We start from the raw sequence: 24,757 nt of genomic DNA on the forward strand, positions 1-24,757 counted from the left end.
TAGGTTGAGATCGGGCGTCAACTCAGGCTGCTTCACAAATCGGCCGCGTTCATCCGCACGATCGGCTGCGTCGGCACGTGGCGCTGCATCCGGTCGAGCAGCACATCCAGCGTATCCGCGACGATCAGCAGATCGCGGTGCTGCGGCCGCAGAAACCCGACCTCGCCCATTTTCTCCCAGAACGCGATCAGGTGATCATAATAGCCCGCGGTATTCAGCAGCCCCACCGGATCCGCATGATAGCCAAGCTGCGCCCAGCTCAGCGCCTCCCACAGCTCGTCCATCGTCCCCGTCCCGCCGGGAATCGTCACGAACCCGTCGCTGAGATCGGTGAACATCTGCTTGCGCTGATGCATGCCCGTGACGACGTGCAACTCGGTGAGCCCGCGATGCGCGACCTCCGCATCGACCAGCGCCTGCGGAATAACGCCGATAACCTCGCCGCCGCCCTCAAGCGCCCCATCCGCGATCGCGCCCATCAGCCCGGTCCGCCCGCCACCATAAACGAGGCCAATCCCCCGCTTGGCAAAAGCCAGCCCCAGCGCGCGGGCGCCTTCGATATAGATCGGATCAGCCGGCGTCGCCGACCCACAATACACAGCAAGACGTTTCATCCGTCCCCGCTACGAGATGCGCGCACGGTGCCGCAAGGGAAGAATGGGTTCACGCGGAGGCGCGGAGACGCGGAGGTGTTGTCCTTGTCGCGTAGCGACCGTTCAATCACCTTCGCTGGAGCAGAAGTTGGTGTCTCCCGACCGAGAGGCCGGACGCAACACCTCCGCGCCTCCGCGTCTCCGCGTGAACCAACCTTACTTATCGCCCTCGAGCATCAACCGAGCCGTAGCCTTGGCGCTCCCGACGACCCCGGGAATCCCCGCGCCCGGATGCGTCCCCGCCCCCACGAAGTAGAGGTTCGGAATATGCTCGTCCCGGTTATGCACCCGGAAATACGCGCTCTGCGTCAGCACCGGTTCCAGCGAAAACGCCGACCCCAGATGCGCATTCAGATCCTGCGAAAAATCATTGGGCGCGTACGAGAACTTCGTCACGATCCGCTCGTGGATATCCGGGATCAGCCGCCGCCCGATCTCGTCGAGGATGCGCTTTTCGAGAATCGGCTTGATCTCGTCCCAATCGACCGGGAACTTCCCCATGTGCGGCACCGGCGCCAAGGCATAGAACGTCGAATGCCCCTCCGGCGCGAGGCTCGGATCGGTCACGGTCGGGTGGTGCAGATACAGCGAGAAGTCCTCGCTCAGCACACCGTGGTCGTAAATGTCCTCGAGCAGCCCCTTATAGCGCGGCCCGAACAGGATCATGTGGTGCGGAATACCCGGCCAAGTGCCCTTGATCCCGAAATGCACCACGAACAGCGACGGCGAGTATTTCTTCCGCTCGAGCGACCCGGTTTTCCGCTTGGCGCTACGCGACGTCGCCAGCAGGTCGCGATAGGTATGCATGATGTCGCTGTTCGCCGCCACCGCATCGGCCTGACCCGACCAACCGCTCGCGGTCGTCACGCCGGTCGCGCGGTCGCCAAGCGTCTCGATCGATGTCACCGGATCGTCGAGCCGCAGCACGCCGCCCAGCCGCTCGAACTGCGTCACCAACGCCGCCACCAGCCGGTTGGTGCCGCCGCGCGCGAACCACACCCCGCCGTCGCGCTCCAGCTTGTGGATCAACGCATAGATCGCGCTCGTCGTCATCGGGTTGCCACCGACCAGCAGCGTGTGGAAGCTCAACGCCTCGCGCAGCTTCTCCGACTTCACATAGCTCGACACGATCGAATAGACCGAGCGCCACGCCTGGTATTTCGCCAGCGCCGGCGCCGCCTTGATCATCGACCCGAAGTCGAGAAACGCGACATGTCCGAGCTTCTCGTATCCCTCGTGGAACACGCCGGCCGAATATTCGAGAAACTTCTCGTAGCCCGCCCAGTCGCCGGGATGCAGCTTCTCGATCTCGGCGCGCATCTGGACGTCGTCGTTGGTGTAGTCGAAATTCGTCCCGTCCGGCCAGTTCAGCCGGTAGAACGGCAGCACCGGGTCGAGCGTCACGTCCGCGCTCATGTCGCGCCCGCTCAGCGCCCACAGCTCACGCAGGCAATCCGGATCGGTGATCACCGTCGGGCCCGCGTCGAACGTAAATCCGTCGCGCTCCCAATAATAGCCGCGCCCGCCCGGCTTGTCGCGCGATTCGACGATCGTCGTCTGCACGCCCGCGGATTGCAGCCGGATCGCGAGCGCCAGCCCGCCAAATCCTGCGCCGATGACTATTGCGGTCTTCAAGAGCGTGCTCCGATAATGGCGCGAACGGCGCGCGAGATGGGGACTGGCGGTTTGCCGGTGAGGACTCGGGCCTTGTCGGTCATCGTCGACCGTCCGGCATAGAACCGCCCGATAAGTGCGGGCGACAGGCGGTAGAAGCGTTCGAGGATGCGATAGCGTTCCTCGGGCTCGGACGCGCGGAACAACATCGTGTCGAGCATCCGGTAGAAGCCGCGCGCCTGCCACGTCGCGCGCGCCATCGCATAGGTCGCATCGTGCAGCGCCGCGCCCGAAAAATCGGTGGACGCCGCCAGCATCGCTGCAGTCCGCACGGCGTCGGGCAACGAGTATCCGGTGGTCGGGTGAAACATCCCCGCGCGCATCCCGGCCTTGGCGACTTTCGCGCCGCCCGAGCGCCAATAGGCCTCGAAATCGCCGCCCATCGCCACCGGCAGCACGCCCGATTCCTGCCGCGACGCCTGCGCCACGCGCCAGCCGCGCGCCTCGGCATAGTCGTGGATGCGCGTCGTCAGCACCTCGACATCGAGATCGGGGGTGTCACTGTAATACGTGTCCTCGACGAACATCCGGTCGTCTGCCATCGGCAGACAATAGACGAAGCGATAGCCGTCGATCTGCGGCACGGTCGCGTCCATCACCGTCGGTTTGGGGCTATCGTGCGGCGCGCTCAGCACCAGTTCGCGCCCGACGAATTTCTGCCACGCCAGATCGAGCAGCGACAGGTCGCCCGGTCCCCGCACGTCGATCACGCCCCTGGCTTCGATCCGGTCGCCGTTCGCCAGCACCACCGCGGTGGCACTCGCGCCCGACACCTTGCTCCCCAGCATCAGCGCATGCGGCGGCAGGACGCGACGCACTTCGCGGTCGAGCCGCTCGCTCTCGATCGAATAATAGGTCGCGTCGATGGTTCGTTCGTGGCCCGGAAAGCGCACGTCGTAGCCCTGCCACGCATGCACCACGAGCGGCGCGACGATCCACCGATCCTCCGCCGCCACGTCGCTGCCGAAGAACGACCAGAGGTGATTGCCGCCGACGACCGGCGCGGAGTCGATCAGCCGCACGTCGAGCGCCGGATGCCTGGCCTTGAGCGCCAGCGCGATCATCCCGCCGGCCAAACCCGCGCCAACGATCGCAACGTCGCAGGAGATCGTCGATGCCATGCCTCCGACTAGCGCAAAGCGAGAGCCTCGAAAACAACCTTTGCAAAGCAATCGCGCGCGAAGACAACCTGCGTTGCCGGGAAGGGGCAGGGGGCCGACTTACGATCCTCCCCCGCCAGGGGGAGGTGGCTGGCACTTGCCAGGCGGAAGGGGGAGGAAGGCGCGAGAGTGGAAAGACGAGCGGCAGGGCGGCGCGATACGAGCGACAAGCCGGCAAGCGATAACGAATGCTGGGGCAAGACCGGACCTGCCCCCTCCCTGGAAGAAAGCGGCCCGGGGGTGGGTCGGCGACCGCCCGTTCGAACGCAAGTGGCTCAAGCCGGCCAACCCACCACCAACTCCTCCCTTCCAGCGAGGGACAAATCCTCGGCAACGGGCTCCCTCCTTGCAGGCAGGGGAGAACCCCGCAACGAATACGCCCTCATCCGAGAAATGGAGGTACCCCGTAACGGATACCCCTCCACCAGGAACGCCCTTAGACTATGCAAATGCCCGCATCCGCCCCCACGCTCACCACCGCCCGCCTGACCCTGACCGGCCACGCCGCCGCCGACCTCGAAGATTGCGCCGCGATGTGGACCGACCCGCGCGTCTACACGATGATCGGCGGCCAGCCGCGATCGCGCGAGGACGTCTGGATCCGCCTCCTGCGCGCGATCGGCCAATGGACGGCGTTCGGCTACGGCACCTGGGTCGCGCGCGACACCGCGGGCCGCCTGATCGGCGAACTCGGGCTGATGGAGACTCGCCGCGCGATCACGCCCTCGATCGACGCTGCGCCCGAAGTCGGCTGGACGCTCACGGGCGACGCACAAGGGCAGGGCTACGCCTCCGAAGCGCTCGCCGCGATCCTCGCCTGGACCGACGCGCGCATTCCGGCGACGACCTGCATCATAGACCCCGCCAACGCACCCTCGATCCGGCTTGCCGAGCGCCTTGGCTACCGACTGCGCACCACGGGCACCTACCGGGACGCCCCGATCCTGATCTTCGACCGCGCCGCGCCCTTGGTAAATCCCGGGGCTATTGCTGCGCGGTAACGACCGGCTTCTGCACCGAAGCGATCGGCATCGGATCGCCCGCCCGGTCGTAGAACGCCATCAACACCAGCCCCAGGGCCAGGATGCTGCCGGCTATCACGTAGATCAGCCCCTTATGGTCCTTGCCGGTATCCTGGCGAATGTCCCGGTCCGTATCCCCGCCAGTATCCCCGCGCGCGGCGCTGTGGTTTGCCATGCATCACTCTCCGATTGGCAGGTCGTCCTGCTCTGGAAGTGAGGCTAACATCTTTCCGCACCCTGCATAGAGCCTATCGCAACCCCCCGGTATTCTTCGGTAATGGGTCCAGTCCGTCACCCCGGTGAAAGCTGGGGTATCCCGCGAATCATGCGCCACGCGCGGCCTTGAACCGTGCCCGCAATGTCACCAGCCGCACTCCCACCTTCACCGATACTATTGTGGAAGACAGGGCACTCCGGACGGGGGACCGTTCGTCCATGGTCTCGCGTCCGGTTGATACATCGGATTTCGACATCGCCCGGATGTGCTGTTTTCAGTCATTGTCCGGCCGATGCAAAGATTGTGATTTCCGCATCACCAACGCGGTAAGTAGCGGTCGAGACGGGATGCTTTAGGGTGGCGTGTGGTTTATACCGCGTTGATAATTACTTCCGCTTTTCCTGAAAGGAGCACGATTTGAAGATCGTCTTCGCTCTGGTTCTTTTGACAGGCTCCTGGGCCACCGGCCAAGTCAACTTTCCACCGAAAGATTCTGCTCAGCAGCGCGCCAACTTCGAGCGGGGAAAAGCCAATCAAGCCAGCTATGATGAGAGTCGATTTACTCGAGCTGGTTTTGAACCTCTTTCAAAATTGAGAGCAAAGAAAAGAGAGGTCAAGCGGGCACTGTTCTCAGATCCGTATGGGATGATTTCACTTCCCGGCGTGGAGGTCGAACGAACATCGGATGGATCGGTTAAATTAAATGTGATCCGTACGGTAGGAGCACCTACCTCATCGCTTCTTCCGGGGTCGGTCTGGGCGCGTTTGAACCGCCTTCAGGGTACGTCACTGGACCCACGCCCATACGTTCCGTGGGACCCGCCAGAAACTAACGAACCACCTCCGTCAATTTGTCATGGATGGGGCGTGCTTCTCGGGGCTGGTGACGCGTCCACCACAAAAAGCGCAAGCTGGGGTGCGTGTGGTGGTAGCCAAGACGCGAAGCTTAATCTCGCTTCCGAACTAGCAAGATTGGCTGTATCGACAAAACCAGAGTGTACGTTCGACGAGCAAGATGTGTTCTGGTCATTCGCCAACTGTTTTGATGCACAGCATTCTGACCAGCCATGATCGCGAACCCAGAGCGACGAAAACCAGCATGCTGATCCTGTTGATGCAGAACTTTTAATTTTTGCATCAGGCCTGCGTCGATCGGCGAAGCAGGCACCCACCACGCCCACATCCCACAACCCCCATTACCCAACCCCCCGAAATCCCCTATGAGACGCGCATGTGGCTCGCCATCCTCCTCTCCGCGATCGCGATGACCGTGATCGTCGGGGTCCGCTATCTCATCGTCTCCGGCGCGTTCGCCGCCGTCACGCGCGCGCGTCATCCGGGGCTCTATCGCGGCCTGGATGCGCAGATGCGGCGCGAGATCTGGTGGAGCATCGCCTCCGCCGCGATCTACGGCGTGCCCGCGGGAATCGTCGCCTGGGGCTGGCAGAATCGCGGCTGGACGCAGGTCTATAGCGACGTCCACGCCTATCCGCTCTGGTACCTGCCGGTGTCGGTTCTCGCCTACATGATCGCGCACGACGCCTGGTTCTACTGGACGCATCGCTGGATGCATCGGCCCAAGCCGTTCAAGCTCGCGCATGCGGTCCATCATGCCAGCCGCCCGCCGACCGCGTGGGCGGCGATGGCGTTTCACCCGATCGAGGCGATCACCGGCGCTGTGATAATTCCGCTACTGGTCTTCCTGATTCCGATCCATGTCGGCGCACTGGGTATGGTACTGACGATCATGACCGTTATGGGGGTAACCAATCACATGGGGTGGGAGGTTTTCCCCCGGTTCATGTGGCGCGGCGCACTGGGGGGCTGGCTGATCACGGCGAGCCATCATCAGCGCCATCACGAACAATACGGGTGCAACTATGGCCTCTATTTCCGCTTTTGGGATCGGCTCTGCGGCACCGACAACGGACTCGGCGACTTCACCAAGTCGCACGCGAAAGCGGCCGCCCGTGTCGCGGTTGCCGCTGGTGGCCGCAGGCGCGCTGGCGTGGCTGACGCTGGCAGCGACGGCACCCGTCACGCGGCTTGACGTCGAGATCGACAATATCCGCTCGGCAAAGGGCGTGATCCGGATCTGCCTCACCGCCGATCCCGACAATTTCCCCGCCTGTGTGGATGACGCCAACGCGCTGACCCGGTCGATCCCCGCCAACATCCATATCACCAGCTTTCCGGGTCTTCCACAGCGCGGCTATGCGCTCGCGGTGATCCACGACGAGAACAACAATGCCAAGCTCGATACGCTCGCGGGCATCCCGCGCGAAGGCTATGGCTTCTCGCGCAACGCCGCCGTGCGGTTCGGTCCGCCGCGCTTTTCCGCCGCCCGGTTCATGGTTGCCGGTGATGCCGAATTGCAACAGGTGAAAATGCGTTACATCTTCTGACCGATCGTGGCGGACCGAAAAGGGGCTGGCCGCGTTGCGTCGGGGAACCTTTATGTCCGGAGCATTTCATTGCGCGCACTCACCCTCTTCACGTCTGCCGCAATCGCGGTGCTCGCGACCGCCACGCCCGCGATTGCCCAGACCGATCCAAACCCCTCGCCGCCGGTCACCGATCCCCGGGACAATAACCGTCTCACCGTCGCGCTCGGCGTGGTGTCGATGCCCGATTACGAAGGCGCGGACAGCAATTCCTTCACGCCCGCCGGTGCCTTTGTCGGCGCGGTGCGCGGGCATGACGTGTTCCTGCGGGGCACACAGCTGTATTTCAACCTGATCCCGAACACGGGCGAGGTCGGCATCAACTACGAAGTTGGCGTCATCGGTGGCGTCCGCCGCGATCGCACCGGCGATATCGACAACCGCCAGGTCCGCGCGCTCGGCAAGATCGACACCGCCTATGAGCTGGGTGGTTATGTCGGCATCGCCCGCACCGGCGTCATCACGAGCGACTACGACACGCTCACCGCGCGCGTCGCCTATGTTCACGACGTCTCGGGCACCTATGACAGCTACGTCATCACGCCGCAGGTGAACTACACCACGCCGCTGTCGGTGCGCACGCTCGTCTCGCTCGGTATCGCCGCGGACTATGCCGGCAAGGGCTTTGGCCGGACCTATGCCGCGGTCACGCCGATCGGCACGCTCGCCAGCGGCCTGCGCACCTACGACGTCAACGACAGCGGTTTCCGCCGCGTCAACGCGTCGCTGTTCGTGGTGCAGAGCCTGTCGGGCGATCTCCGCCACGGCCTCGGCGTCGGCGCCGGCGTGCTCTACGGCCGCATGGTCGGCAAGTACAAGGACAGCCCGATCGTCGCCGACGTCGGCGACGCCGACCAGTGGCTCGGCGCGATCGGACTCACCTACACCTTCTGATCCAAACCCCGCTATCCTCCCCCGCAAGGGGGAGGTGGCGCCGTAGCCTACGGAGGGGGAGGACACGCAACGAGGGTTTGCGCCTACCTCCCCCTCCATCTGGCAAGCGCGAGCCACCTCCCCCTGGCGAGGGAGGATTGCGCGGGCAGAACTCTCCTCGTTCCACGCGCCGCGCTCCACGCCATGACGCCTCGGGCAGAGCCCGCCACAAACCGCCGCAGTGAACCCCGAGCGCCTGTCGCCGGCCCGCGCCCCAACCCCACGGCCTCCCCAAAAACCCCGCGCACCCCCCGTGAAATTTATTTCACGCGGTCGTCTTGAAACGTGCGTCCATAATTCATGCACGCTCGTTTCTCGACCTGGACGGCATATTTTTGCCCGCAATTGAGCGCGTTATGAGTGGGGTCCTGGCGACAGGATCGTGCTGCTATCGGTCCGGATCGTTCGATTGTTTTAAAAACTCCGACGTCTGTAACAACAAGGGGGAGGACCCTGATATGACCGAGAGCGTGCACCTGATCGAAGCCCTCGATGCTCGCGTAGAGCGACGCAGCGAGCGCCGTGAATTTTTCAAGAACGCGCTGGGCGCCGCTGCGATCACCGCAGCCGGTGCGACCGCGCTGTCGTTTTCCAGCTCCGCGTCGGCACAGACCATCACCGATGCCGATGTCCTGAACTTCGCGCTCAACCTCGAATATCTCGAGGCGCAATTCTATTCCTACGCCGCCACCGGTAACGGCCTGCCGAACAGCATGCTGACCGGCACCGGCATGCAGGGCGCCGTTCTCGGTGGCCGTCGGGTCAACTTCACCGACCCGATCGTCGCGCAATATGCCCGGGAAATCGCGGCGGACGAGATCGCGCACGTCAACTTCCTGCGCACCGCGCTCGGTACCGCGGCCGTCGCCCAGCCGGCGATCGACGTCGGCGTCACCGCGACCAGCGCCTTCTCGAATGCCGCACGCGCATCTGGCCTGATCGGCGCGGGCGCTGCCTTCGACGTGTACGCCACCGACGAGAACTTCCTGCTCGGCGCGTTCATCTTCGAGGACGTCGGCGTGACCGCGTACAAGGGTGCCGCCCCGCTGCTTACCAGCAAGGCGTATCTCGAGGCTGCAGCCGGCCTGCTCGCGGTCGAGGCGTATCACGCTGCGATCGTCCGCACGACGCTGTACGGCAAGGGCATCGACACGCCGTCGCTGCGCACGTCGGCGGATGCCATTTCGCGGGCGCGCGACAGCCTCGACGGTGGTGGTGCCAACACCACGATCTTCGGCGCAGGCGATATCGATCAGGGCATCTCGTCGTACAGCGCGACGCCGACGAACCTGGCGACCACGCAGGCCGCGGTCACCGTGTCGAACATCGTTCCGCTCGACGCAAACGGCGTCGCGTATAGCCGCTCGGCAAGCCAGGTGCTCAACATCGTGTACCTCACCAGTGGCGCAGCCTCCGCGGGCGGGTTCTTCCCGGCCGGCATGAACGGCAACATCAAGACGAGCACCGCAGCGGTCTGATCCGATCAGCATCGCCTTTCGCTCTTCTTCGATATTCAGGGGATTAACCCAATGACCGATCTCAATACCAAGCTGGAAATCTTCGACGCGATCGCCGCTCGTCGTAACGAGCGTCGCGGCTTCCTCCGCTTCGCCGGTGGCGGCGCGCTCGCCATCGGTGGCGCGACGCTGTTGTCCGCATGCGGCAACGACGACGCCGACCTCGCGCCTGTACCCGTTCCAGGTCCGGCACCGGTCGCGGCCCTCAACGACGCCGACGTCCTCAACTTCGCGCTAAACCTCGAATATCTCGAAGCGCAGTTCTACGCGTTCGCGACGTTCGGCGTTGGCCTCAATGCCAGCCTGCTGACCGGTACCGGTACGCAGGGCGGCGTGACGGGTGGCGCACAGGTGCCGTTCCAGGATCCGATCGTGCGGGAATATGCGCGCGAAATCGCGATCGACGAAATCGCGCACGTTGCCTTCCTGCGCACCGCGCTCGGCAGCGCCGCCGTCGCCCAGCCGGCGCTGGACATCTCGGCCGGCACCGCGGCTGCACCGGGTGCCTTCACCTTGGCAGCTCGCGCGGCGGGCGTCGTGCCCGCAACAGGCGTGTTCAACCCCTATGCCGACGACAACAGCTTCCTGCTCGGTGCGTACATCTTCGAGGACGTCGGCGTTTCGGCCTATAAGGGCGGCGCAGCGTTGATCGCCAACAAGACCTATCTCGAGGCGGCCGCCGGCATCCTCGCGGCAGAGGCGTATCACGCAGGCCTGATCCGCACGATCCTGTACCGCAAGGGTCTGACGACACCGTCGCTGCGCACGGCAGCCGGCCAGATCAGCGACGCGCGCGACAGCCTCGACGGCAGCAGCGACATCGATCAGGGCATCACCGGCACCGATCCAAACGTGTCGAACATCGTGCCCACCGACGCCAACGGCCTCGCGTACAGCCGGTCGGTCGCGCAGGTGCACAACATCGTCTACCTGACCAACACCGCGAAGATCGGCGGGGGCTTCTTCCCCAACGGCACCAACAACCGCACCGATGCACTTCGGAGCAGTGGCGCCAACGCGTGATCGTCACCGCACACTAAAACAGGAAAACTGGGTCGCGACGCACATCATGCGCGTCGCGGCCCCTCGTTTGGGGAACGACCATGACTCATTACACGAAGCTTACCGCGCTCGCCGGCCTCGCCGTCGCGAGCGTTTTTGCCGTCCCGGCCCAGGCGCAGGACATGACCACCGACAGCAAGCCGTTCTCGGGCGTCTATATCGGCGCGGCCGGCGGCTATGACGTGCAGCCCAACGACGTCGGCTCGTCGATCCAGTTCGATCGCAACGCCGACGGCAATTTCAGCGACAGCGTCAACACCATCACCGGCGCCAACGCCTTTTCGCCGGGCTTCTGCAACGGCTCCGCCCGCACCGCGGTGCCGGCCTATGGCTGCCGCAACGACGATGACGGCTGGTCGTACTACGGCCGCGCCGGTTTCGACGTGCAGAGCGGTCCGTTCGTGGTCGGCCTGGTCGGCGAATTCGGCAAGGCCGAGATCACCGACAGCGTCGCCGCCTTCTCGACCACGCCCGCCAGCTACACGATGGCACGCAAGCTGAAGTGGGAAGCTTCGGCCCGCGTCCGCGCCGGCCTCGCCGCGCGCAACACGCTGTTCTACGCGACCGGCGGCGCCGGTTATGCGAAGATCGACAACCTGTTCTTCACCACCAACACCGCCAACGCGTTCGCGGCCACCGGCTCGAACAACCGCTGGGGCTATGTCGGCGGCGGCGGCATCGAGCAGAAGCTGACCAAGAACATCTCGATCGGCATGGAATACACCTATCACCAGTACAAGGACGACGAAGCCCGCGTCCTCGTCACCGCTGGCACCGCGCTTGCGGGCAGCCCGGTCCTGCTGGCGAACAACCCGTTCGTGCTCGCCCCCAACACCACGGGCACCACCTTCCGCCGCAGCGACGAGAACTTCCGCTGGCACTCGCTGCGCGGCACCGTTTCTTTCCGGTTCTGAAGTAGCGCACCCTCCATCCCCGTTCGCCCTGAGCGAAGTCGAAGGGTAAGCCCCAAGCGCAGGTGCTTCGACTACGCTCAGCACGAACGGGCGAGGGGGGATGCCGATCACTAATACACGTCGAAAAGGCCGCAGCCCCAAACCAGGGCAGCGGCCTTTTCCTTTGTCTGCACAACCTCAATCCTCCCCCGCCAGGGGGAGGTGGCACCGAAGGTGACGGAGGGGGAGGGCCACGCAACAGAGGTTATCCCTTACCTCCCCCTCCGTCTGGCAAGCGCCATCCACCTCCCCCTGGCGGGGGAGGATCGCAAAAGGCACCACCTCCCACTCCCGTTCGCCCTGAGCGAAGTCGAAGGGTGTGCCCCAAGCGCAGGTGCATCGCCGATCAACACCACCAAGTTTGCCATTGCACCCCAACCCCATCCCCCTATGCTGACCCCACCCCGGGGGAGCGCTTTGATCCGCGCTTGAGAGGAAGGCAGGAGCCTTCGACCCGCTGAACCTGATCCGGTTGATACCGGCGGAGGGAGGGAGCGGTCGCCACAGAACCGCAAGCCTTGCTCCGACACCTTTAGGAGCAAGCGCATGGCCGACATCGAAGCACGCACCCCGACAGCAGACATCGGCGTAACCACCGGCCCGATCCGCGGCTCCCGCAAGATCCACGTCGCGGTCCCCTCCAGCCCGGACGTCCGCGTCGCCATGCGCGAGATCGTCCTCGACCCATCCTGCTCCGAGCCCCCCCTGCGCGTCTACGACACCAGCGGCCCCTACACCGACCCGCGCGCGACGATCGACATCAACGCCGGCCTCCCCCAACTCCGCCGCGCGTGGATCGAAGCGCGCGGTGACGTAGAATCCTACGAAGCCCGCGAACTCCGCCCCGAGGACAACGGCCAACTCGGCCCCGACCGCTCCGGCGGCGTCCCCCAATTCCCCGGCAGCATCAAGCGCCCCTTGCGCGCGCGCGCCGGCGCCAACGTCAGCCAGATGCACTACGCCCGCCGCGGCATCATCACCCCCGAAATGGAATACGTCGCCACCCGCGAAAACCTCGGCCGCGCCATGCTCAAGGATTACGTCAGGGACGGCGAATCCTTCGGCGCCAGCATCCCCGACTACGTCACGCCAGAGTTCGTCCGCGATGAAATCGCGAGGGGCCGCGCGATCATCCCCAACAACATCAACCATCCCGAATCCGAACCGATGGCGATCGGCCGCAACTTCCTCGTCAAGATCAACGCCAACATCGGCAACAGCGCGGTCGCCAGCAACGTCGCCGCCGAAGTCGACAAGCTCGTCTGGTCGATCCGCTGGGGTGCCGACACGGTGATGGACCTCAGCACCGGCCGCAACATTCACGACACCCGCGAATGGATCCTGCGCAACTCGCCGGTCCCGATCGGTACCGTCCCCATCTACCAGGCGCTCGAAAAGGTCGGCGGCGTGGCCGAAGACCTCACCTGGGAGATCTTCCGCGACACGCTGATCGAGCAGGCCGAGCAGGGCGTCGATTACTTCACGATCCACGCCGGCGTCCGCCTCGCCTACATCCCGATGACCGCCAAACGCGTAACCGGCATCGTCTCGCGCGGCGGCTCGATCATGGCGAAATGGTGCCTCAGCCACCACAAGGAGAGCTTCCTCTACGAGCGCTTCGACGAGATCACCGAGATCATGAAGGCGTACGACATCGCCTACAGCCTCGGCGACGGCCTGCGCCCCGGCAGCATCGCCGACGCCAACGACGAAGCGCAGTTCAGCGAACTCTACACGCTCGGCGAACTCACCCACCGCGCGTGGAAGAGCGACGTCCAGGTCATGATCGAAGGCCCCGGCCACGTGCCGATGCACAAGATCAAGGAGAACATGGACAAGCAACTCGAAGTCTGCGGCGAAGCGCCCTTCTACACTTTAGGGCCGCTGACGACCGACATCGCCCCCGGCTACGACCACATCACCAGCGGCATCGGCGCCGCGATGATCGGCTGGTACGGCACCGCGATGCTCTGCTACGTCACGCCGAAGGAGCATCTAGGCCTCCCCGACCGCGACGACGTGAAGGTCGGCGTAGTCACCTACAAGCTAGCCGCCCACGCCGCCGACCTCGCCAAAGGCCACCCCGCCGCCCAGATGCGCGACGACGCGCTGAGCCGCGCAAGGTTCGAATTCCGCTGGCGAGACCAGTTCAACATCTCGCTCGACCCGGATACGGCCGAGCAATATCACGACCAGACCCTCCCCGCAGAAGGCGCCAAGACCGCCCATTTCTGCTCGATGTGCGGCCCAAAATTCTGCTCGATGAAGATCACGCAAGAGGTGCGCGACTTCGCGGCAAAGCAGAACAGCCCGGCCGACACGTTCCTCGCGGCCGACGCCGATCAGGCCGACGCCAACCGAGCGATCTTCGCCAAGGGTACCCAAGCCGAAGCGGAGAAGGGTATGGCCGACATGAGCGAGAAATTCCGAGAAAGAGGCAGCGAGATCTACCTGCCGGCAGAGTAATTCTAGCCTGTTGGTAAAATTCATGGTAACCGTTGCAACGGCAGTACGACCCGATGTGGGTTTGCTCCACAGAAACCGTTCACCCGGTCTCTAAAGTCAGATCGAGGTTTCGGCCCAAGTCTCCGTTGAGGCGGGTAGCCGAGGCCTCGGGCACATGGCGAATGCCGATCGTCCGATTGCGGATGCTCGGCTCAGCCTTGATCTTGGAGACTGTAAAATGCCTCGTATCACCCTTCGATCCTGCGAGGAGCGGAAACAAATCTGTGAGGGGCTTTCTCGCGTCGGGCCGCGCAAATCGGCCGTTTTGGCCGTAACGCCCAGCGAGGTCGCGAATAAACGCGGCGCCGTTCATGGTTTGTTCCAGGCGGTGCTTTTCGTGGCCACCCTGTTTGTGCTAATGTGCGGCCTGGCTCCAAAGACCTTTTTGGTTAAGAGTCAGATCGAGGTTTCGGCCCAAGTCTCCGTTGAGGCGGGTAGCCGAGGCCTCGGGCACATGGCGAATGCCGATCGTCCGATTGCGGATGCTCGGCTCCTGGTGATCCGCCAGCCTGGGTGATTTAGGTGAGGCTGGCGGCAACTAGATGAAAAACTCTCTCACCACCGCCCTATCCGTCGCTAATATGGAAATAGTATGGCGCTTTGAGAAGGCGCGACTGCGAAAATCCTGCTTCGGGATCGACCGTCAGACCGGAAAAGAGTTTGAAGCTAGACTCAACTACGAATTCTTTAAAATCCGTCAGCAAGTCGCAGGAAGTTTTAAGCCCAAGGGCTTGTTGGCAATTGCCAAGCCAAAGCCGAACGGTGGGAATCGGATAATCTGCGTACCGACCGTGAGCGACCGTGTTCTGCAATTTTGTTTGCTCAATGAGTTTCGCCCAAAGCTTGAAGCGCGGGGTCTTTTGAATTCGGTTAGCTACGGACTGATCCGTAGTGCTCGCCGAGGCGTTGGTGATGCTAGGAAACGAGCCGTTGCCCTCCGTGATCTGCACGGCTGGGTCTATAAAGCTGATATCGAAAAATTCTTTGATAAAATTCCTCGTGAAGCCGTTCGGAATGCTGTTACCTCGATTATTTCACAGCGCTCTTTGCATAAGATTATTCTACCATTTGTCGATGCAGAAATCGAGGATGGGTTTGATCAGAATTGGCAAGATATTGTTACAAAAGCAGGCATATCTAAGGGCGTTGGAGTCCGGCAGGGTATGCCTCTTTCTCCTTACTTCGCGGGGATGCTACTGCGCGATCTGGATCGGGCTATTGAAAAACGCGGCACGCCAGCAATTCGGTACATCGACGACATTGTGGCGTTTTTCGACACAGAGAAGGAATGCCTAGCGTTTCATGATTTTCTAGGGTCATTACTAGGTGAGATGGGATTATCAGTAGGATCAATTAACACCGTTGGTGCGAAAACAGCGACTTATCATCCAAGCAAAGCTGCCGAATTTTTGGGCATGGAAATATGTCCCACGCGCAATGCAAAGTATGATTTGCGGATCAGTCAAAAGTGCATCGAGAAAGTGGGATCGAAATTCGCCGAGATAGGCAACATAGATACTTTGCTTCAAAGAAGGGTCACATTGCTTCGTTTTGGCAACTACGTGGACGCAATGGAGTCAGGATATATTCAGGCTTATCAAGGTGCTGAAAATCACGCTGAGCTAGTAGCCGAAATTCGATCGATGAAGGCTGCTGCATTGACGCATGTGTTAGAGCAAGCGCTAGGAGAGCAAGTCAGCAAGCTCGGTCGTAGAGAACGTCGCTTTCTTGGGATAATTTAATACCTTACTGCGAAGGTCAAAATTCATCCCGTTCACATCTGATGGATGCCCCCACGCCACACTCCTCGCGCAAAAAGTCCAACACGCCACGAAACCGCTGTCCTACACGCCCCCGCCCTGATCCGTTTCGCGGATGGACACGAAACCCACGCGCACCGCGCCCGCACCGCTCCCCGTAGCGCTCCCCGAAACGCTCGATGTCATGCTCGACATCGTCCCCGTTCCCACGCCCGACTCGGCCAACGCGCTGACCGTCATCGCGCCGGAAGCCGGGTCCAAGCCCGGGCGCGCAGTCGAAATCGTGGAGGCGCCGGTGCCCGAGGATTTCGATCTCGCCGACTATGACTGGGTGCCGGTCCGCCGCAAGCCGCGGCGCGATGGCTGGACGGTCGCCGCGCAGGAGAGCTTCATCGGCGTGCTGGCGGATACCGGCTCGGTCACGCAGGCCGCGATCGAGGTGCAGATGTCGCCGACCTCCTGCTACCGGCTGCGGCGCTCGGCCGATGGCCGGGCGTTTGCCGCGGCCTGGGATGCGGCGGTGCAGACCGCGTCGCTGCGGCTGGTCGATCTCGCCTTCGACCGCGCGGTCAACGGATCGCCCGAGCCGGTGTTCGACCGCGAAGGCAACCGCGTCGGCCAGCGGGTCCGCTACAATGATCGCCTGCTGATGTTCCTCCTGCGCGCGCACCAGCCTGATCGCTATCGCACCCCCGGCCAATCGCCCAACCCGGCCGCGCCCCCGGCCAAGTCGGCGCTGACGGCACCCTCGGTCGAGACCGCGCTAGCCGCGCTCGCGCCGCCGCTACCGCCCGAGCCGCACCGGCTGATGGCGCCCGACGACCTCGCGATCGCGCTCCAGGTCGCCGATATCCGCGGCGATGCGGGGCCCGCGCGCCGGCCAAAGTCGGCCGAAGATCCGTCGCCGCTCGGTGCCGCGTTCGAGGCGCAACTCGCCGCCGCCAAGGCCACGATCCCGCGCCTCCGCCCTGTCGAGGACGATGACGCGGATACGTTCTAGGTTTGACTTTATTGTAACCTTTGGACCGGCCCGCCAGGCGCGCGCCATCCCGCTCACCGCTTGCGCACGAACTCCGCGCGCAGGACGAGGCCCTTGATCCCCTCGTAGCGACAGTCGATCTCCTGCGCGTCGCCGGTCAGCCGGATCGACTTGATCAGCGTCCCGCGCTTCAGCGTCTGGCCCGCGCCCTTCACGGTCAGGTCCTTGATCAGCGTCACCTGATCGCCGTCCGCCAGCACGTTGCCCACCGAGTCCCGCACCACGACCGCGCCGTCGTCCGCCGCCGCGCCAGAGGCCGCGTCAGTCGCAGCACCGGCCTCGACCCACTCGCCGGTCGCCTCGTCATAGACATATTCGCCGTCGCTCATCATTCAGTCTCCGGCAGCGCCCAGTCGATCGGGGTGCGCCCATGGGTTTCGAGAAAGGCATTGGCCCGGCTGAACGGTCGCGATCCGAAGAACCCGGTCCGTGCCGCCAGCGGCGAAGGATGCGCCGACTGGATCACCAGATGCCGCCCGCCCTTCGCGATGTCATCGACGAACGCCGCCTTCTTCTGCGCATACGCCCCCCACAGCAGGAACACGACCGGTTTGTCCTGCGCGTTCACCGCCGCGATCACGGCATCGGTAAACCGCTCCCACCCGCGCTTGCCGTGCGACGCCGCCTCGCCCATCCGCACGCTCAGCACCGCGTTGAGCAGCAGCACGCCCTGCGCCGCCCAATGATCGAGCATGCCATGAGAGGCCCGCGGGATCCCGAGGTCCGCCTCCAGCTCCTTGTAGATGTTCACCAGGCTAGGCGGCGTCCGCACGCCGTGGCGGACCGAGAAGCTCAGCCCATGCGCCTGCCCCTCGCCATGATACGGATCCTGCCCCAGGATCACGACCCGCACCTGATCGAGCGGTGTCAGTTCGAGCGCCCGAAACCGGTCCGCCCCCTCGGGAAAGATGCGAGCGCCCGCAGCCCGCTCGCCGTCCAGAAACGCATCGAGCGCCTGCATGTACGGCGCCTCGAACTCGGCGGCGAGCGTCTGCCAGCTTGGCGGGAGCGTATGGTCGATCATCCTCGGCGCATGTCGGAGAGGGAAGGGCAGTGTCAATCACCCCCGTTCCCCCGCGGAGGCGGGGGGCCAGGATCACACACGCTACCGCCCGCAACCCTGGACCCCCGCCTCCGCGGGGGAACAGCTTTGCGGATGGACCGGATCACCAAAGGCTCGCACAACCCTCGCGCCCTCCTTATATGCGCCGCCATGAGCAAGATCACCGTCGCCGCGCTGCAACTCGGCTTCACCCCGAACATCGACCGCAACATCGCGAACGTCTCGCGGCTCGTCCATGAGGCCGCCGCGAAGGGCGCGCAGGTCATCCTCCCGCCCGAGCTGTTCGAGGGCGAGTATTTCTGCCGCGTCGAGGACGAGGGCCTCTTCGCCAACGCCGCGCCCGTCGGCGAGCACAAGGCGGTGCTCGCGATGCAGGCGCTCGCCGAGGCCCTCAAAGTGACGATCCCGACCAGCTTCTTCGAGGCGGACGGTCCGCATCACTATAACAGCCTCGCGATGATCGGCCCCGACGGCGCCGTGCAGGGCGTCTACCGCAAGAGCCACATCCCCGACGGCCCCGGCTATGAGGAAAAGTTCTATTTCCGCCCCGGCAACACCGGCTTCAAGGTCTGGCCACATACTGCGGGCAAGCTAGGCGTCGGCGTCTGCTGGGACCAATGGTACCCGGAGACCGCCCGCGCGATGATGCTGATGGGTGCCGAAGTGCTGTTCTACCCGACCGCGATTGGCAGCGAACCGCACGACACCTCGCTCGACACCGCCCGGCTCTGGCGCCGCGCCATGGTCGGCCATGCGGTGTCGAACGTCGTACCGATCGTCGCCGCCAACCGCGTCGGCGTCGAGCACGGCCAGACCTTCTACGGCACCAGCTTCATCGCCGACGAGCGCGGCGACATCCTGGCGGAGCTAGGCCGCGACGACGAAGGCGTGATCACCGCAACGATCGACCTCGACATCGTCAAGCGCCACCGCGCCGCCTTCGGCTTCTTCCGCGATCGCCGCCCGGACCTGTACGGCCGCCTCGTTCAGGACATCTGAAACCCGGCACGGACCGCGCAGGTCGCCTGCCGAGGATAGCGCTCGCCCCGCGGAAGGGGGGCGAGCATCACCCCCGCGGGATCTGCTCGCCGCGCGTATCGAGCCCTGCGGCGCCGGGCTCGCCCAGCTCGTTCTGCCCCGCCATCGCATGATCCACCGTGCCCAGCTGGTCGAGGTGCATCAGCTTGGTGACGAACGGTGCGAGCACCAGCACGACCGCGCCGATCCCGATCGCGACCCAGCCGATACGGCCGTACACCTCCAGCACCCGCTCGACGCCGGCACCTTCGCCGCCGGTCGCCTGTGCGATCAGCCCGGCGAGGAAATTGCCGCCCGCGGTCGCGAGGAACCAGGTGCCCATCATCAGCCCGGTCATGCTCGGCACCGACAGGCGCGTCATCGACGACAGGCCGATCGGCGAGAAGCAGAGTTCGGCCATCGAGTGCAGCATGTAGAGCAGGATGACGAAGATCGCCGGAGTCAGGCCTTGCGCCGGCGCGCCGAGCGTCAGCACGAAGAAGCCGGCGCCGACCAGGATCAGGCCGATGCCGAACTTGAACGGCGCGCTGGGCTCGCGTCCCGCCCGACCGAGCTTGGTCCAGATCGCCGCGAACACCGGGGCCAGCGTGATGATGAAGAACGGATTGACCGACTGGAACACCGACGCCGGGATGGTCCAGCCGAACACGACGCGGTCGACCGACTGGTCGGTGTAGAGGTTGAGCGACGACCCGGTCTGTTCGAACAGCGCCCAGAACAGCGGCGCGAGCGCGATGAGGAACAGCGCGGCGAAGATCCGGTCGCGATCGACGCGCGGCAGCTTTGCGACCGCGGTCCACAGGATGTAGCCGACCGTGACGAGCGAAGCGACGATCAGCGCGGTGCCGACCACGCCCTGGCTGCGCACCAGCCACCACGACACCGCGACGCCGAGCAGGCCGCCGAGATAGATCAGCCACTCGATCGAGAGGCCGGCAACCGGCTTCGACGCAAGCTTTTCGGGGGCGGGGGACTCGCCGACGTCGTAGAGTTCGCGCCGGAACAGCACGAACACGACCAGACCCAAGGCCATGCCGATGCCCGCTGCGCCGAACCCGTAGGACCAGCCGACCGTCTCGCCGAGGATGCCGACCGCGATCGGGCCGACGAACGCGCCGGTGTTGATCCCCATGTAGAAGATCGAGAACGCGCCATCGCGGCGCATGTCGTCGCGCGCATAGAGATTGCCGACGAGCACCGAGATGTTCGCCTTCAGAAAGCCCGTGCCGACGATGATGAAGGCGAGGCCGAGGTAGAAGCCGTTGAGCGCGTTGCCCTGCACGCCCTGCGGCGCCTCGACGACCGCGAGCAGCAGATGGCCGAGTGTGATGAACACGCCGCCCGCGAGCACCGCCTTGCGTGGCCCCAGGAACCGGTCGGACAGATAGCCGCCGATGATCGGCGTGATATAGACCAGCGAGGTATAGGCGCCATAGATCGCGTAGGCGGGCTGTTCGGCGAACAGGAAATGCTTGGTGAGGTACAGCACCAGGATCGCGCGCATGCCGTAGAACGAGAAGCGTTCCCACATCTCGGCAAAGAACAGCATGAACAGCCCGCGCGGGTGCCCGAAAAACGTCTTCGCATCGGCGGGAACGCCGCTGCCCCTGCTCGCTTTGGGGATTGCGCTGGCCATGTGGTGGTGATGCTCCGTGTGTGCGCCGCTGACGGGTGCTTGATTGCGCGCAACTTAACGACAAAGCCCGGACTGTAAATATCAGACGCCAAAGCCTATCTGCCGAGACATGCTCAACGACCGCTCGACGCCACTCTCGCTCCTCGCCACCCGCCGCTCGGGCAAGCCGCGCGACCTGATCGCGCCCGGCCCCGATTCCTATCAGCTGGCGACGATCCTGGAGATCGCGGCGCGCACGCCCGATCATGGCAAGCTGGCGCCGTGGCGGTTCGTAGTGGTCGGCGACGAACGCCGCGCGGCGCTGTCGAGGCTGATCACCGACGCCTATCTCGCCGAACGACCGGATGCGTCGCGGCTGGAACTCGAATCGCTCGATCAGTTCGCGCATCAGGCGCCGACCCTGGTGGTGGTCCTGTCGTCGCCCAAGGAGAGCAAGATCCCGGTGTGGGAGCAGGAATTGTCGGCAGGAGCTGCGTGCATGAACCTGCTCCATGCGGTCCATGCGGAGGGTTTTGCGGGCGGCTGGCTGACCGGCTGGGCGGCCTATTCGGACGCGGTCCGCGATGCATTCGGCTCGGCATCGGAGCGGATCGCCGGGTTCATGTTCATCGGCACGCCGTCGCGCGCGCTCGACGAACGGCCCCGCCCCGATATGGCACGTCTTGTCTCGCACTGGGGATCGTGAGACTCGACTAATCGCCTAATTGCTGTATTAGAACAGCATGACAGCGCTCAGCAGCGACGACAGCCCCGTATATATCAGACTTCGCAGCACAATTGCCGCTGGCATCCTGCGTGGCGACTATGGCGCAGGCGACCAGTTACCGTCGGTGCGCGCGTTCGCCGCCGAGCAGGGCGCCAACCCGCTGACGGTCGCCAAGGCGTATCAGAGCTTCCAGGACGACGGCTATGTCGAGGTCCGGCGCGGCGTCGGCATGTTCGTGCTGCCGGGTGCGGCGGAGGCGCTGCGTGTGGCGGAGCGCGAGAATTTCGTGACGACGCAGTGGCCGCGAATCCTGGGGCATATCGACTTGCTGGGCCTTGATGTGCACGACCTGCTGGAGCGCGAGCGGGTCTGAGCGCCTGCCTCGAGTTCTCCCACATCCCCCATCCGTTCGTTCTGAGTAATCATCGAGTAGCGGCGAAGCCGCATATCGAGAGGACGTATCGAAGGACAGGTTGGCGCGTGGAACCCCTGCTTCGATACGCGCCCTCGATACGCTCCTAACGGAGCTACTCGGTCGCTAGTCAGCACGAACGGGAGTGTTGGGCTTCAGAACAGCCCCAACGCCGCGACATCCTCGACGCTCAGGTCGATTCCGAACAATAGGCTCATCCGCATCCGGTAAACCCGCGGGTCGGTGATCTCACCAACCGTCGTATCCGTCCCCGAACGTCGGCGATAGTTCCGCCCGGTCAGCGATGCGAAGCCGTTCGGCAGGACGATGCTCGCGATCGCCGTGTGCGTAAAGCGGCTGGCGGGTGCGGTCGAGGTCCAGTGGTTCGATTGCGCGAGATCCGCGTCGAACACCGGCGCCAGCGTGAAGCTGTACTGCGGCTGGATCCCTTCACCCGACCCGCGGCCGTCCGTCGTCATCGGATCGCCATCGCGGAACAGCATCCAGCCCTGCTCGGTCGCTTCCAGCCGGAAGCGTGCCCCGTCGGGTGCAGTCGCCTCGGCACCATCGGCTAGCGGAAGGACGGGCGTGTAGCTGCCGCCGAAGCCGGTGTCGGCGATCCACTCCTGCCCATCGATCGTCACCAGCGCGAACGTGTGGGTGAGCGGCGGCACGTCCGTCGCGACGAGCCAGACGCGGGCGAGCAAGGGCCGCGCGGTGAAGCCGAGTGCCGCCAGCGCATCGAGAAACAGCCGGTTATGCTCGAAGCAATAGCCGCCGCGGCGGGCGGTTACGAGCTTGGCGAAGACGGAGGCGCCGTCGATCGCGATGCCGCGGCCCAGGACGACGTCGAGATCCTCGAACGGGATCGCAAGCCGGTGGGCATGTTGCAGGCGACCGAGGCCGATCGAGTCGAGCGTCGGCCGCGCGGGCATGGCGATACGTTGGAGATAGGCGTCGAGATCGAACATCAGGCAGGGTTTCCCATGATTCCCCCGCCCCATACCGTCAGCCCCGAGCAGCCGTCGAGTAGGGAGACGCCACATTCATCCTCCCCCGCCAGGGGGAGGTGGCGCGGAAGGCGACGGAGGGGGAGGACACGCAACCGAGGTTTCTCCTTTCCTCCCCCTCCGTCTGGCAAGCGCCAATCCTCCCCCTTGCGGGCGAGGATTGGCGGACGCTGGGTCCGGGCTTTCGTCAGGGGCTCTCAGGCGGCGAACAGTTCCGGCTCGATCGAGTACAGCACCGCCGCGCTGGCGTTTGCCGCCGCGTTGAGGCCCATTGCCTCGGGGACGATCTGATCGAGGTAGAAGCGCACCGCCGCGGTTTTCATCCGACCGAAATCGTCGGTGCCGGCGACGCCGCCCTGCCGCTCCATCAGCCAGCCGCAGGTCGCAACCGACAGCATCGTCAGGAACGGATAGCTCGCGGCGAGCTTGTCGTCGGCATCCGCGGTGGCGAGGCGACGGCCGATCGCGTCGCAGGCGTCGACCAGCGCGAGCAGGCGCTCGTCCTTCGATTCCGCGCGGATGTCGGCGATGAGCGTGGCGAACGCGCCGCCATTGTCGAGGCCGAGCTTGCGCCCGACGAGATCCGCCGCCTGGATGCCGTTGGTGCCCTCGTAGATCGGCGTGATGCGGGCATCGCGGAAATACTGCGCGGCGCCGGTTTCCTCGACATAGCCCATGCCGCCGAACACCTGGATGCCGAGCGAGGCGACTTCGTTGCCGAGATCGGTGCCGTGCGCCTTGGCGAGTGGGGTCACGAGTTCGAGGCGATTGCGGGCCGCGGCATCGCCGAGATTGGCGCGATCGACCTGGCCCGCGGCGTAGTAGACGAGCGCGCGCGCCGCCTGCGTCTGCGCCTTCATCCGCATCAGCATGCGGCGGACGTCGGGATGCTCGACGATCTTGACCGAGCCCTTGTTGGGCGAACCGGCGCGGGCGGACTGCACGCGGTCGAGCGCGTAGGCGACCGCGCCCTGAGTCGCGCCCTCGGCGACCTGCACGCCCTGGAGGCCGACGTTCAACCGCGCGTTGTTCATCATCGTGAACATCGCGCGGATGCCGCCGAGCTCCGCGCCGATCAGCTCGCCGACGCACTCGTCATTGTCGCCGAAGCTCAGCACACAGGTGGGGGACGCGTGGAGCCCCATCTTGTGCTCGATCGAGACGACGCGGACGTCGTTGAAATCACCGGGGGTGCCATCTTCGGCGAGGCGGTATTTGGGGACGAGGAAGAGCGAGATGCCCTTCGTGCCCGCGGGTGCGCCGGGTGTCCGCGCGAGGACGAGGTGGACGATGTTCGGCGCCATGTCGTGATCGCCGAACGAGATGTAGATCTTGGTGCCCTTGATCGACCACTTGCCGTCACCGAGCGGAGTCGCGGTTGCACGCAATGCGCCGACGTCGGAGCCCGCCTGGGGCTCGGTCAGGTTCATCGTACCGGTCCATTCGCCGGTCGCGAGATGGGGGAGGTAGAGCGCCTGCTGCTCGGGCGAGCCGTGATGCTGGAGCGCCTCGATCGCGCCAACGGTCAGCGTCGGGCAGAGCGCGAAGCCCATGTTGGCCGAGCCGAGCGTGTCGAGCACCGCGGTCTGGATCGCGAACGGAAGGCCCTGCCCGCCCCATTCCTCCTCGACGCCGATCGTGCCCCAGCCGCCCTCGACATAGTCCTTGTACGCCTGCGCGAAGCCTTCGGGCATGACGACGCCGTCGGGGGTCCATTTCGCCCCAACCGTGTCGCCGGCGCGGTTGAGCGGCGCCCATTCGCCGGCCGCGAGCTGTCCGACGCCTTCGAGCACCGCGTCGACGACGTCGTCGCTGGCGGCGGCATAGCGTTCGGTCGCGGCGAGTTCGCCGATCCGTACGACGTGGTCGAGCAGGAATCGCTGTTCGGTGGTTGCTGGAGTGAAGGCCATCGCATCCTCTTATCGCTACGGTTTGGACCCGCTATACGCCTGT

At 64.7% G+C, this 24,757-nt stretch carries 24 protein-coding genes and 1 riboswitch; of the genes, 15 read left to right on the forward strand and 9 right to left on the reverse strand.

What is annotated here, in order from left to right; genetic code table 11:
• Positions 1-32: 32 nt before the first annotated feature.
• The 3 genes from EQZ23_RS13260 to crtY all read right to left on the reverse strand — a co-directional run bounded on the left by EQZ23_RS13260 (position 33) and on the right by crtY (position 3,448).
• Positions 33-614: a TIGR00730 family Rossman fold protein gene (locus EQZ23_RS13260; RefSeq protein ID WP_128454922.1), complete on the reverse strand. Its 582-nt coding sequence runs from the start codon at positions 612-614 to the stop codon at positions 33-35.
• 195 nt (positions 615-809) lie between these two features.
• Positions 810-2,288, reverse strand: coding sequence for a phytoene desaturase (locus EQZ23_RS13265; protein WP_128454923.1), 1,479 nt, complete (start codon positions 2,286-2,288; stop codon positions 810-812).
• Entirely contained in the window at positions 2,285-3,448 is a 1,164-nt protein-coding gene (crtY, locus tag EQZ23_RS13270) for a lycopene beta-cyclase CrtY (protein WP_128454924.1), read from the reverse strand. Before crtY ends, EQZ23_RS13265 begins: the two co-directional genes overlap by 4 nt.
• A gap of 488 nt (positions 3,449-3,936) precedes the next feature.
• Between crtY and EQZ23_RS13275 the strand changes: the two genes are divergently transcribed.
• On the forward strand, positions 3,937-4,488 hold the full coding sequence (locus tag EQZ23_RS13275) for a GNAT family N-acetyltransferase (RefSeq protein ID WP_128454925.1): 552 nt from the start codon (positions 3,937-3,939) through the stop codon (positions 4,486-4,488).
• Here EQZ23_RS13275 and EQZ23_RS13280 read toward each other — a convergent pair.
• Complete coding sequence (locus tag EQZ23_RS13280) at positions 4,472-4,684, reverse strand: hypothetical protein (protein ID WP_128454926.1); 213 nt, start codon at positions 4,682-4,684, stop codon at positions 4,472-4,474. The two genes, EQZ23_RS13275 and EQZ23_RS13280, sit on opposite strands and share 17 nt — an antisense overlap.
• 459 nt (positions 4,685-5,143) lie before the next feature.
• On the opposite strand from EQZ23_RS13280, the gene EQZ23_RS13285 reads away from it, so the two are divergent.
• The 11 genes from EQZ23_RS13285 (at position 5,144) to EQZ23_RS13335 (ending at position 16,900) form a co-directional block, all read left to right on the forward strand.
• Positions 5,144-5,797: a hypothetical protein gene (locus EQZ23_RS13285; RefSeq protein WP_128454927.1), complete on the forward strand. Its 654-nt coding sequence runs from the start codon at positions 5,144-5,146 to the stop codon at positions 5,795-5,797.
• 160 nt (positions 5,798-5,957) lie between these two features.
• Positions 5,958-6,776 carry a sterol desaturase family protein gene (locus tag EQZ23_RS13290; protein ID WP_128454928.1) on the forward strand — a complete coding sequence of 273 codons (819 nt, stop codon included), beginning with the start codon at positions 5,958-5,960 and terminating at the stop codon, positions 6,774-6,776.
• A complete protein-coding gene (locus EQZ23_RS13295) occupies positions 6,745-7,131 on the forward strand; it encodes a DUF2141 domain-containing protein (protein WP_128455582.1) in 387 nt (128 codons plus the stop codon). Before EQZ23_RS13290 ends, EQZ23_RS13295 begins: the two co-directional genes overlap by 32 nt.
• 69 nt (positions 7,132-7,200) lie before the next feature.
• Complete coding sequence (locus EQZ23_RS13300; RefSeq protein WP_128454929.1) at positions 7,201-8,064, forward strand: MipA/OmpV family protein; 864 nt, start codon at positions 7,201-7,203, stop codon at positions 8,062-8,064.
• Between the two features lie 497 nt (positions 8,065-8,561).
• Positions 8,562-9,581 carry a ferritin-like domain-containing protein gene (locus EQZ23_RS13305; RefSeq protein ID WP_128454930.1) on the forward strand — a complete coding sequence of 340 codons (1,020 nt, stop codon included), beginning with the start codon at positions 8,562-8,564 and terminating at the stop codon, positions 9,579-9,581.
• A gap of 51 nt (positions 9,582-9,632) precedes the next feature.
• Positions 9,633-10,643, forward strand: a complete 1,011-nt coding sequence (locus EQZ23_RS13310; protein WP_128454931.1) for a ferritin-like domain-containing protein — start codon at positions 9,633-9,635, stop codon at positions 10,641-10,643.
• A gap of 80 nt (positions 10,644-10,723) precedes the next feature.
• Positions 10,724-11,596, forward strand: coding sequence for an outer membrane beta-barrel protein (locus EQZ23_RS13315; protein WP_128454932.1), 873 nt, complete (start codon positions 10,724-10,726; stop codon positions 11,594-11,596).
• Positions 11,597-12,030: 434 nt separating this feature from the next.
• Positions 12,031-12,142, forward strand: a riboswitch (TPP riboswitch).
• A gap of 39 nt (positions 12,143-12,181) precedes the next feature.
• Complete coding sequence (gene thiC / locus EQZ23_RS13320) at positions 12,182-14,101, forward strand: phosphomethylpyrimidine synthase ThiC (protein WP_128454933.1); 1,920 nt, start codon at positions 12,182-12,184, stop codon at positions 14,099-14,101.
• Positions 14,102-14,255: 154 nt separating this feature from the next.
• On the forward strand, positions 14,256-14,657 hold the full coding sequence (locus EQZ23_RS13325) for a hypothetical protein (RefSeq protein ID WP_164913453.1): 402 nt from the start codon (positions 14,256-14,258) through the stop codon (positions 14,655-14,657).
• Positions 14,658-14,682: 25 nt separating this feature from the next.
• On the forward strand, positions 14,683-15,882 hold the full coding sequence (locus tag EQZ23_RS13330) for a reverse transcriptase domain-containing protein (RefSeq protein WP_128454935.1): 1,200 nt from the start codon (positions 14,683-14,685) through the stop codon (positions 15,880-15,882).
• Between the two features lie 133 nt (positions 15,883-16,015).
• Positions 16,016-16,900, forward strand: a complete 885-nt coding sequence (locus tag EQZ23_RS13335) for a hypothetical protein (protein ID WP_128454936.1) — start codon at positions 16,016-16,018, stop codon at positions 16,898-16,900.
• A 53-nt stretch (positions 16,901-16,953) separates the two neighbouring features.
• On the opposite strand, the gene EQZ23_RS13340 is transcribed toward EQZ23_RS13335, so the two are convergent.
• Together EQZ23_RS13340 and ung are read right to left on the reverse strand one after the other, a co-directional pair.
• Positions 16,954-17,268 carry an alkylphosphonate utilization protein gene (locus EQZ23_RS13340; protein WP_128454937.1) on the reverse strand — a complete coding sequence of 105 codons (315 nt, stop codon included), beginning with the start codon at positions 17,266-17,268 and terminating at the stop codon, positions 16,954-16,956.
• A complete protein-coding gene (gene ung / locus EQZ23_RS13345) occupies positions 17,268-17,963 on the reverse strand; it encodes a uracil-DNA glycosylase (RefSeq protein ID WP_128454938.1) in 696 nt (231 codons plus the stop codon). The genes EQZ23_RS13340 and ung overlap by 1 nt, the downstream gene beginning before the upstream one ends.
• Positions 17,964-18,152: 189 nt before the next feature.
• On the opposite strand from ung, the gene aguB reads away from it, so the two are divergent.
• A complete protein-coding gene (gene aguB / locus EQZ23_RS13350) occupies positions 18,153-19,001 on the forward strand; it encodes an N-carbamoylputrescine amidase (RefSeq protein WP_128454939.1) in 849 nt (282 codons plus the stop codon).
• 67 nt (positions 19,002-19,068) lie between these two features.
• Here the strand turns inward: aguB and EQZ23_RS13355 are convergent, their stop codons facing one another.
• The gene (locus tag EQZ23_RS13355; RefSeq protein WP_128454940.1) at positions 19,069-20,676 is read right to left on the reverse strand and encodes a peptide MFS transporter; all 1,608 of its coding nucleotides are present in this window, start codon (positions 20,674-20,676) and stop codon (positions 19,069-19,071) included.
• Between the two features lie 109 nt (positions 20,677-20,785).
• Here EQZ23_RS13355 and EQZ23_RS13360 point away from each other — a divergent pair, with 109 nt between their 5' ends.
• Both EQZ23_RS13360 and EQZ23_RS13365 read left to right on the forward strand, forming a co-directional pair.
• Positions 20,786-21,361, forward strand: coding sequence for a nitroreductase (locus tag EQZ23_RS13360; RefSeq protein WP_128454941.1), 576 nt, complete (start codon positions 20,786-20,788; stop codon positions 21,359-21,361).
• Positions 21,362-21,398: 37 nt separating this feature from the next.
• Positions 21,399-21,755: a GntR family transcriptional regulator gene (locus EQZ23_RS13365; protein ID WP_128454942.1), complete on the forward strand. Its 357-nt coding sequence runs from the start codon at positions 21,399-21,401 to the stop codon at positions 21,753-21,755.
• Between the two features lie 194 nt (positions 21,756-21,949).
• Here the strand turns inward: EQZ23_RS13365 and EQZ23_RS13370 are convergent, their stop codons facing one another.
• Positions 21,950-22,765 carry an arylamine N-acetyltransferase gene (locus EQZ23_RS13370; RefSeq protein WP_128454943.1) on the reverse strand — a complete coding sequence of 272 codons (816 nt, stop codon included), beginning with the start codon at positions 22,763-22,765 and terminating at the stop codon, positions 21,950-21,952.
• Positions 22,766-23,001: 236 nt separating this feature from the next.
• Positions 23,002-24,714, reverse strand: coding sequence for an acyl-CoA dehydrogenase (locus EQZ23_RS13375; protein WP_128454944.1), 1,713 nt, complete (start codon positions 24,712-24,714; stop codon positions 23,002-23,004).
• Positions 24,715-24,757 lie beyond the last annotated feature (43 nt).

The sequence above is a fragment of the Sphingomonas sp. UV9 genome (assembly GCF_004101245.1).
In the GTDB taxonomy this organism is placed as follows: domain Bacteria; phylum Pseudomonadota; class Alphaproteobacteria; order Sphingomonadales; family Sphingomonadaceae; genus Sphingomonas.